Consider the following 9,781-nt stretch of genomic DNA (forward strand, 5'->3'; position numbering starts at 1 on the left):
CGCTTTACAGACGAATCCACTGTATTGTATTCCTGGACTGATGATGAATCCAACAATTTTTACCCGATCCTCAAACAACATCTGACTGAATTGAGGGAGGCTTCAACAGAGTCAGGAAAATCACTAACCCCGGTGTGCCTCCCGAAACCAAAGAACGAAATGTACTCAACTCTGGTGGAAGCGACCCGGCCACCATTTGACACAAAACTTTCTCTTGGAACTTACGCAAACTTTTATATTGCAAACAATATTGTGTTGGTTCCCGTTTATGGGGATGTCAACGATGAAAACGCAAAGAGCATTATCGCTGAACATTTCCCTGATCGAGAGATAATCGGTATTCCGGCCTGGGCAACATCCGAACTGGGCGGCATGATGCATTGTGTCACCCAGCAGCAGCCACTGGCCAAAAATGCGTAACAGGAATGTGCTATGAGTAGAATTATTAATCTTGGCCTGATCCAGATGACCTGTACAGACGATGTACGGGAAAATTTCGAGAGGACGCTTGGCAATATAAAGGAAGCAGCTTCACAAGGCGCCCAGATCATCTGCACCCAGGAGTTATTCAAATCGTTGTACTTCTGCCAATCAGAAGATTCCAGCCATTATGACTTGGCTGAAGAAATATCCGAGAATAGCCCCACTGTTCAAATCCTTAGAAAACTCGCAAAGGATCTAGAAATTGTGCTTATTGCCAGCCTGTTCGAAAAACGCGCTTTGGGCATTTATCACAATACAGCTATTGTCATTGATGCTGATGGAAGCTACCTAGGAAAGTATCGCAAAAACCATATCCCCGACGATCCTCACTATTACGAAAAATATTACTTTACCCCAGGTGATCTTGGGTACAAGGTTTTCAAAACAAAATATGCAGATATTGGCGTGCTGATATGCTGGGACCAATGGTACCCTGAAGCAGCCAGGCTATTGGGGCTTAAAGGAGCCGAGATCATCTTTATCCCGACTGCCATCGGATACTCGAAAAGAAGTGAAGAATCCACATATGACCAGTCCTGGCAAATTGTCCAGCGAGGGCATGCGGTTGCCAATGCTTGTTTTTTGGCAGCAGTCAATCGGGTGGGCTTCGAGGTTGATCCTTCAATTGCTCTGCCAGTTTCCCACGCGAATGAACCCGGGGTTGGCCCCAACGGAGAAAGCGGGATCAATTTCTGGGGGCAAAGTTTTGTCGCTGACCCTGATGGAAGCGTCTTGAATCTAGCGTCCAAAGATCAGGAAGAGATCGTGATCTGTCCGGTTGATCTATCCATTATCGAAGAAACCAAGCAATTGTTTTCTTTCCCTTACCGTGATCGTAGAGTAGATAGTTACCAGGATCTACTTAAATTATATTCTGAATAACCGAGGATCGGAGAGACATGTACAGCCAAACACCCCTAATTGAGCCGATTGCTCCTGCATATCGTATTCGAATTCTAAGCGACGAGCAACTGGATAAATTCAAATCGAATACCTTTGAAATCCTTGAGAAGACTGGTGTTCACTGCCCATCAGAACGCGCATTAAAGATCTACGCCGAGCATGGCGCCAATGTTGATTTCGATAAGAAACTTGTCAAATTATCACCAGATGTGATCCTTGAATCACTTTCCCATGCACCGCGCTACTACACGATGGGAGGCCGCACCGAAGCATTCGACCTGGATCTGTCAAAGGGTGTCACTTATGAAGCTACGGATGGCACAGGCACAAAAACCATCGATTATGTGACAGGAGAATTGCGCTCTTCGATCAAAGATGATGTCGCCAAATCCGCCCGGATCGCAGATTATTTATCGTCGATCAGTTTTTACTGGCCAATGGTCAGCGCACAAGACCACCCCACCACTCCCTCTCTTCACGAGTTAGATGCATCCTTCAACAATACACTCAAGCATGTTCAAACACCAACAGTGGTGGAGGAAATAACAACGCGTTACGCTGTAGAGATGGCAAAGGTCGTGGCTGGAGATGAAGAAACAATGCGGGCACGCCCCCCGCTTTCTCTGTTAATTTGTACCATTTCCCCATTGGCACAGGATGCTGAAAGTATGGATGCTGCCCTGGTAGCCGCCGAGGCGGGTATCCCGGTGGGCTTTATGGCCATGCCCAATACCGGTTCAACAGGCCCTGCGACCATTGAAGGCACGATTTCTGTAGGAGACGCGGAAATGGTATCGGCCATGGTGCTTATGCAGATGGCTTATCCTGGGTCTCCAATGTATCATTCCTTTATGCCTGGTCGGACTCACCCCCGCACGGGAGCCTATATCGGACATGAAGCCGCCATTTACGCCGCTGGTGTCGAGTTAGCACATATGTGGGGTGTGCCAACTCTGGCGGGGACCTTTGGAGGTCACGCCTCAAAACCAGGGTGGGAATCAACCGCGGGAGGCGGTGTGGCCTCCCTATTATGTGCATTATGTGGAGCCGAAACCGGCAGTGGAATGGGATTGCTGGAGGGCAGCACACTGCTTTATCCAGAAGGTTTGGTTCTCGACGCAGAAATCTATCATACCGTTCGATCCAATGCGGGCGGGGTCGATACCACCTCAGAAAAAATGGCGCTGGATATTATCCAAACAGTAGGCCAAAGAGGGCATTATCTTAGTCAGCCCCATACCAGAGAATATATGCGTAAACTTGGTTATTCAGAAGTGATCTTTAGCCCTGAAAAAGATGGCGGCTACCGGAACCCCATTGAGGTAGCGAGAGAGAAAACCGATTGGATTCTCAAGAATCATCACCCTGAACCACTGAGTGAGCCTCAACAAGCTGAATTGAAACGTATTCTGAAAACCGCAGATAAGGAACTCTCGTAAAAGGAAAATCTATTGGAAACTTTGCTACAAGTTCTCTCTCAAAATGAAAAAGCGCAGGTTCATGAGCGCACGCTCAAGATACTGGCTGAAACGGGTGTTCGAGTCGAAACTGCCAAGGGACGTCAGACCCTCAAAGTTGCTGGTGCTGATGTTGACGAAAATACGAAAATCGTGCGATTCCAGCGTGATCTGGTTGAAGAATCGCTCCGGCTAGCTCCAAAGAAATACTCACTGGGGGCTCGCCGCCCGGGATGGGATCTGCCCATGAACAGCGGGGATTGCACGCTCATGCCTGATGGAGAGGGCATTACGATCATTGATCGCAAAACAGGTGAACATCGACCGTCTACCTACAATGATTGGTTGGAAGCCACTCGCCTTTCTGATGCACTGGACGAGATCGGCGTCTATTGGGCCATGGCTGAACCCGGTGGAGCGGACGAATCGATTTCAGCGTCCATTAAATACTGGCGACATATTTTCAGCAATTTCTCCAAACATGTGCAAGACTCCTCGCCAAGAGCCAAATATACTCCCTGGCTGTTGGAAATTTTGCAAACGGTATTTGGCGATAAAGAAACTATTCGCCAAACACATCCCTTCTCATTTTTAGTCTGTCCCCAATCGCCATTGATCATCGAAGAACAGCATACCAATGCGTATTTGGAGACCATTGGATGGGATATCCCTATTGCGGTCATGCCGATGCCGTTAATGGGGGGGACCGGCCCCGGGAATATGATCTCGATGACAATTCTGGGTAACTGCGAAGTGCTGTCGATGCTATGTCTCGTCCAGGCTGCCGCCCCCGGAACGCCATTTATCTACGCCCCTGCTCTGGCAATGATGAATCCGCGCACGGGGATGTTAAGCTCCGGCGCAATTGAGAATGGCTTGCTTAGCAGCGCTGCCATCGAAATGGCTCGCTATTATGAACTACCCGTCGAAGGCTCTGGCGGGGGCACAGATACCTTTGCCCCCGGAATCCAATCCAGCTATGAGCGCGCGATGAACGCCATGTTGCCATTGCTCTCCTGGCCGGATTTGATGGTTGGGGCCGGATTGTTGGGCGGATCCATGATCTTGAGCCTTGAGCAATTGATCATCGATGCAGAAACTTTCCGAATGAACAAGCAGGCCCATCGCGGGATCAATGCCAACAAAGATTCCTGGCTGGATGATGTCATCCAACACGCTGGCCCAGGTGGAAATTTCCTTGGGGAAAAATCCACAGCCAATAGCATGCGCTCCGGAGAATGGCTATTTCCCAAAATTGGACTACACGAGACCCAAAAGGCATGGGAGGTCTCTGGGAAGAAAGATATCATCGAAGAAGCCCGCGAAAAAGTGGAATATCTCCTGTCAACACATAAGCCCTTACCCCTTGGGGATGAGGTTGAAAAAGAGCTCGACAAAATCGAAGAACGAGCAAAAATTGCTTGAGGAAAAACCATGTTCATAAATGGAAAATTTACTGACGGAAAATCGACTGAATCCATCCCGGTCATCAATCCGGCCACGGAAGAGATGCTGGATGAAGTCCCACGCGGGACCAAAGCCGATGCTCATGCTGCGGTAGCAGCCGCGTCCGCATCATTTCTGGATTGGAAACGTGCTCCCGCTAATGAACGTGCTGCTGCCCTGCACCAGGTCGCCGCGAAGATCCGCGCCCACCATGATGAGATCGTTGAATTGCTGACCAAAGAAGAAGGCAAGCCCATTCCCGAAAATGATGAGGAAGTATGGTGGGTGGAAGAGACCTTCGATTATTACGCCGAGCTTGCCCGCCACGAAACCGGACGTGTCATTCCTCCTGGTGATCCCGACCAGTTCAATTTTGTGCGCAAAGAACCATACGGCGTGGTGGCCTGTATTGTTCCCTGGAATTTCCCATTGTTGCTCCTCGCCTGGAAGATGGCCCCTGCCCTGGCAGCCGGGAACACAGTTGTGATCAAGCCCTCAGAATTAACCTCTCTATCGACATTAAAAATAGTTGAAGTTGCTTGTGGCCATTTACCGCCAGGGGTAGTGAACGTGGTTACCGGATATGGGCCAGAGGTTGGTGAGCCATTAGTTGAACATCCTGATGTTCCTGTGATCGCCTTTACCGGCTCACTGGACATTGGAAAACGGATTGCTTCTCTGGCAGGCCCGATGATGAAGAAACTGCATCTCGAACTTGGCGGTAAAGATCCTATGGTCATTGCGCCTGACATCGATCTGAATGTCGCGGTCAGCGCTGCGGCTTATGCTGCTTTATTGAATGCAGGTCAGGTATGTACCAGCACAGAACGGGTATATGTTCATGAAAGCATTTTCGGACAGTTCAGTGAAAAATTGGTCGATTTCGTTTCCAAACTGCGCTTGGGTAACGGCCTAGAGGAAGGCACTGATATTGGACCGATGATCCGGAATAAGTTCCGCGAAAAAGTTGAGTTGCAGGTTGCAGAGGCTGTCAACGCGGGGGCAAAAATCTTAACCGGTGGCAAGCGTCCAGCAAACATGACGCGTGGATTCTTCCTTGAACCTTCGGTCATTACCGGAGTTGACCATTCCATGCGCCTGATGCGCGAGGAAACATTTGGTCCCGTTATCCCACTGATGCCCTATAAGGATTTTGATGAAGCGATCCATCTGGTAAATGATTGCCAGTATGGTTTGGGCGCCAGCTTGATGACCCATGACGCAAAATTAGTAAAGCAATATTTTGAGCAAGTAAAAGCTGGGACGATTTGGATTAACGACCCTCTAACAGATAACTTTGCCGGACCATTTGGCGGTATGAAGATGAGCGGTCTGGGGCGCGAGCTCGGGCAGGAAGGTATTGATGAATATTACGAAGTAAAGCATGTTCATTGGGATATCGAAGGTAAATTGAAGGAGTTCTGGTATCCCTACTAGACTTTCTAAAGGATAAAACGTGAATAAAATATCTTTTTGGTCTGACGATTACCCCCGCCCTACGGATCTTCCCGTCGCTGCGGAATTACCAACAGAAATAGATATTGCCATTATTGGCGGTGGCTATACTGGCCTGAGTGCAGCGCGCACTCTTGCAAAGAGTGGCACCAGCGTTGTTGTACTGGAACGCGAAACCATTGGCTGGGGTGCCAGTTCCCGCAATGCGGGCATCACTAGCAGCGGCCTGAAAGCTGGCATGATGACCATTTTCAAACGCTACGGCAAAGAATATGGTCAGAAATTCTGGGATGCCTCACTGGATATGCTGGAATTGATCAAGGAACTTGACACTGAAGAAGGTATAGACTTCGACTGGCACCAGGGTGGCGATTTGGGCTTGGCATTCAAAGCCTCCCATTTCGAAAGTATGAAAACCAGATCAAAATGGTATAAAGACCAACTGGGGGATGAGTTGGAGGTGATTCCACCATCAAAATTGCGGGCTGAAATTGGCAGTGATTTCTTTCATGGGGGTGTGATTGACAGGCATGGTGCTGGCCTACACCCAGCCAAACTGGTTTTCGGTTTAGCTGAAGTCGCTGCCCGTCATGGCGCTCTTTTATGCGAAGAAGCTGGCGTTTTCAAGATCGAAAAAGAAGCACATGGCTTCACGCTGCACACAGTCAAAGGTGTTTTGAAAGCCAAAGAACTGATCGTTGCTACAAATGGATATACAGATCAGTTGGTGCCAAAGATAAATGCTAAAACCTTCCCGGTGGGGAGTTACAGCATCGTTACCGAACCACTATCGAAAGAATTACAAGAAGAAATCAGTCCCAAAGATCATGTCTTCTATGATTCGAAGTGGTTTCTCAATTATTTCCGCCTGACACCCGATGGCCGTATGCTCTGGGGTGGACGGAATAATTTAAGCACTACTTTGGATTTGATGAAATCTGCCAAAATTCTGCGAGCTCAAATGATACGTGCTTTTCCCCAATTGGCAGATATCCCTGTAACCCATACATGGACGGGGCAACTCGGCCTGACCTTTGACCTGATGCCCAATCTTGGACATGTCAATGGTATTCATTTTGCTTTTGGCTATGGCGGCCATGGATTGCATACTGCGTTATATTCGGGACGAGAAATTGCCTGGCTCATCACAGGAGAGAAAACCAGCAGCCCCTTTATGGAAATCCCTCATCAGACATATTTCTTTTACCGGAATAAGCCCTGGTTCTTGCCCTTTGCGGCTTATTTTTACCGATTCAAAGACTGGATTTCCTGAGAATCCAGCTAAAAAACAATCATAACTATGATGAATGAGGAGAACTAAAATGCGTATTTTTGTTTTAGGCGGCGCCGGAAAAATGGGATGTATCTCTGTGCAATCCCTGGCAATGGATGATCGTGTGGATGAGGTAATCATCGCCGATATCAACACTGAACAGGCCCAGATCGTGGCTGACTATATCGATAGCCCTAAGATCAAGGTTCAGAAAGTAGATATTACCGACGAAGAAAACTTCGTAACTGCATTAAAAGGATCAGACGTTTGCCTTAACGCTGCAATATATTATATTAACCTGAATGTAATGGAAGCCTGTCTCAAAGCTGGTGTGCACTACACGGATATGGGTGGGTTATTCTACGGGACAAGAGAACAGCTCAAATTGCATGCTCGCTTCGCCGCTGAAGGGCTTAGCGCGGTCTTATGCATGGGTTCTGCCCCAGGTGTCCCCAATATTCAAACACGTTACGCCGCTGACAGGCTGGATTCAATCGAGAGCATCAGAATCTACGATGGCATCAAACCCCCGGCACCGGATGACCCACGATTTTCCTATGCAGTTCCAACCATCTTAGATGAGTTGACAGTTGACCCGATGGTTTTTGAAAATGGAGAGTTTGTCGCCAAACCGCCCTTGAGTGGCTTCGAAGATTACTGGTTTGAACCCCCTCTGGGAATGATCCCCATGCATTTATCGCTGCATTCAGAAGTAGCCACATTGCCGGTTACATTCAAAGATATGGGCGTAAAAGAATGCTTTTTCAAAATCAACTATTGGGGCATGGCCAAGAATACGGTTGAAAAAATTCGTGTACTAACGGACTACGGTTTTACAAATGCGGAACCAGTAAATGTTAAGGGGATTTCTGTCGCGCCACGCGATCTTGCGATCTCTCTGCTGGCCGACTATGTGCATTCTGCTGACGATTTACTAGCCCCTCCCACGGCTGAACCACCAGATTGGGCCAAAGAAATCGTCACCGAAATTCGCGGGACAAAAGATGGAGAGGATATTACTTATCGACTTGGAACACTAACATGCAAAGGTGCCTTACCCACTGGTCTGGCCCCTGCAATTGCTGCGATCTGGCTTGCTGAAGGACGCGTGGAGCCCGGCGTATATCCGCCCGAAGCCTGCCTTGACCCCGAAGATTTTTTCAAGGAACTTGAAAAACGGGATATTATCACAAAGGTAACTGTTACTCAAAAGATATAACTTTTTTATTTATTCAGGGTTTACGCATTTTAAGGGAGTGGCTAAAATCTGGAGTAAAGCCTTATCCGTCATTGCGAGGAGAAATTCACCCGACGAAGCAATCTCCCCGACAAACAAGAGGATTGCCACGCTCGCTCCCCTCGTTCGCAATGACAAATACCCACCAAATTAGGCCCTCCCCATTTTGATAGGGCGATTTGTGTGAGCCCTGAGTACCTATAATTTATAGTTAGGAAAAAATATGGATGCTAATCTGACAGATAATAATATAGAAAAAGTAACCAGCAACCTAGGGGAAGATTTTGTTGTCGTAGAGAATTTGGTTAAATATTTCCCTGTTCGGGGTGGAATCCTTAGGAGAGTTGTTGACCATGTTCAGGCCGTAGATGGGGTCAGCTTTACTGTAAAAAAAGGCGAAACTCTGGGATTGGTGGGAGAATCAGGATGTGGGAAGACGACTGTTGGCATGACAATGTTGAGGTTACTGGATCCAACCGGTGGAAGTGTAAAGATTGATGGTGCTAATATCTATGATCTCGATAAACAGCAGCTTAAAGAGATGCGCAGGAAAGCACAGATCATATTTCAAGATCCTTACGCTTCCTTGAATCCTCGTAAACCGATTGGGGATTCAATTATTGATGGTTTGGACGTGCATAAGATTGGCACTCCCAAAGAGCGTCGCCAGATTATGGTTGATTTGCTTAAAAAAGTTGGCATGGAAGAGTATCATGCACACCGCTACCCCCACGAGTTTTCAGGTGGACAACGACAGAGAATTGGGATTGCCCGTGCACTGGCACTAAAACCAGATTTTATTATTTGTGACGAACCGGTTTCAGCTTTGGATGTTTCAATCCAGTCTCAAGTACTGAATCTTTTGCAGGATCTGCAGGAGGAGTTTAATCTTACTTATCTCTTCGTTGCTCACAATCTTTCTGTAATTGAACATATTTCGGATCGAGTTGCCGTTATGTATTTGGGAAAGATTGTGGAGCTGGCTCCAAGCGATAATCTCTTTATTAGCCCTTTGCATTATTATACTCAAGCTCTGATGTCAGCGATTCCGGTACCAGACCCTGAAGCAGAAATTGATCGCATCATTTTAGAGGGTGAAGTACCAACCCCGATAAATCCACCAGCAGGATGCCGCTTTCACCCACGCTGTTCGGCGGCTACTGAACGATGCAGCCAGGAAGAACCTCAACTCACTGAGTATAGACCTGATCATTGGGCAGCTTGTTGGAATGTACAAATTTAAATAGTTATAGTATCAAAACTAATTTTTTAGCCAAAAGGAATAAGTATGCAAGAAAATAATGATAGACCAATTCTGGAAATTTCAAACCTGAGAACGTATTTTCATACTGAAGATGGGATTGTCAAGGCTGTTGATGATGTAAATTTTCATGTAAACGCTGGTGAAATCGTGGGATTGGTAGGAGAGTCTGGATGCGGTAAAACAGTTACATCACTCTCAATTATTGGTTTGGTTTCCGCCCCAGGAAAAGTGGAAGGCAAAATTGATTTTAATGGTCGGGATTT

General features: G+C 47.4%; 9 protein-coding genes. All 9 read left to right on the top strand.

What is annotated here, in order from left to right; translation table 11 throughout:
* Nucleotides 1–420 (top strand): agmatine deiminase family protein (locus tag AC3DOM_RS07055; protein WP_487918329.1); only part of this gene is annotated, 420 nt, incomplete at its 5' end.
* A gap of 12 nt (nt 421–432) precedes the next feature.
* Nucleotides 433–1,365, top strand: a complete 933-nt coding sequence (locus AC3DOM_RS07060; RefSeq protein WP_487918330.1) for a carbon-nitrogen hydrolase — start codon at nt 433–435, stop codon at nt 1,363–1,365.
* Between the two features lie 17 nt (nt 1,366–1,382).
* On the top strand, nt 1,383–2,825 hold the full coding sequence (locus tag AC3DOM_RS07065; protein WP_487918331.1) for a trimethylamine methyltransferase family protein: 1,443 nt from the start codon (nt 1,383–1,385) through the stop codon (nt 2,823–2,825).
* A gap of 12 nt (nt 2,826–2,837) precedes the next feature.
* Nucleotides 2,838–4,268, top strand: a complete 1,431-nt coding sequence (locus AC3DOM_RS07070) for a trimethylamine methyltransferase family protein (protein WP_487918332.1) — start codon at nt 2,838–2,840, stop codon at nt 4,266–4,268.
* 9 nt (nt 4,269–4,277) lie between these two features.
* The gene (locus tag AC3DOM_RS07075) at nt 4,278–5,726 is read left to right on the top strand and encodes an aldehyde dehydrogenase family protein (RefSeq protein ID WP_487918333.1); all 1,449 of its coding nucleotides are present in this window, start codon (nt 4,278–4,280) and stop codon (nt 5,724–5,726) included.
* Nucleotides 5,727–5,745: 19 nt separating this feature from the next.
* Nucleotides 5,746–7,017: an NAD(P)/FAD-dependent oxidoreductase gene (locus AC3DOM_RS07080; protein ID WP_487918334.1), complete on the top strand. Its 1,272-nt coding sequence runs from the start codon at nt 5,746–5,748 to the stop codon at nt 7,015–7,017.
* Nucleotides 7,018–7,066: 49 nt separating this feature from the next.
* Nucleotides 7,067–8,236, top strand: a complete 1,170-nt coding sequence (locus tag AC3DOM_RS07085) for a saccharopine dehydrogenase family protein (RefSeq protein WP_487918335.1) — start codon at nt 7,067–7,069, stop codon at nt 8,234–8,236.
* A gap of 241 nt (nt 8,237–8,477) precedes the next feature.
* A complete protein-coding gene (locus AC3DOM_RS07090) occupies nt 8,478–9,497 on the top strand; it encodes an ABC transporter ATP-binding protein (protein ID WP_487918336.1) in 1,020 nt (339 codons plus the stop codon).
* Nucleotides 9,498–9,542: 45 nt separating this feature from the next.
* Nucleotides 9,543–9,781, top strand: a 239-nt coding sequence (locus tag AC3DOM_RS07095) for an ATP-binding cassette domain-containing protein (RefSeq protein ID WP_487918337.1), incomplete at its 3' end; no start/stop codon positions are given.

It is taken from the genome of Candidatus Desulfolinea nitratireducens (assembly GCF_982879505.1).

Coding starts and splice junctions, on each gene's coding strand:
- AC3DOM_RS07060 (WP_487918330.1), top strand. CDS start 433: ATGAGTAGAATTATTAATCTTGGCCTGATCCAGATGACCTGTACAGAC.
- AC3DOM_RS07065 (WP_487918331.1), top strand. CDS start 1,383: ATGTACAGCCAAACACCCCTAATTGAGCCGATTGCTCCTGCATATCGT.
- AC3DOM_RS07075 (WP_487918333.1), top strand. CDS start 4,278: ATGTTCATAAATGGAAAATTTACTGACGGAAAATCGACTGAATCCATC.
- AC3DOM_RS07085 (WP_487918335.1), top strand. CDS start 7,067: ATGCGTATTTTTGTTTTAGGCGGCGCCGGAAAAATGGGATGTATCTCT.
- AC3DOM_RS07090 (WP_487918336.1), top strand. CDS start 8,478: ATGGATGCTAATCTGACAGATAATAATATAGAAAAAGTAACCAGCAAC.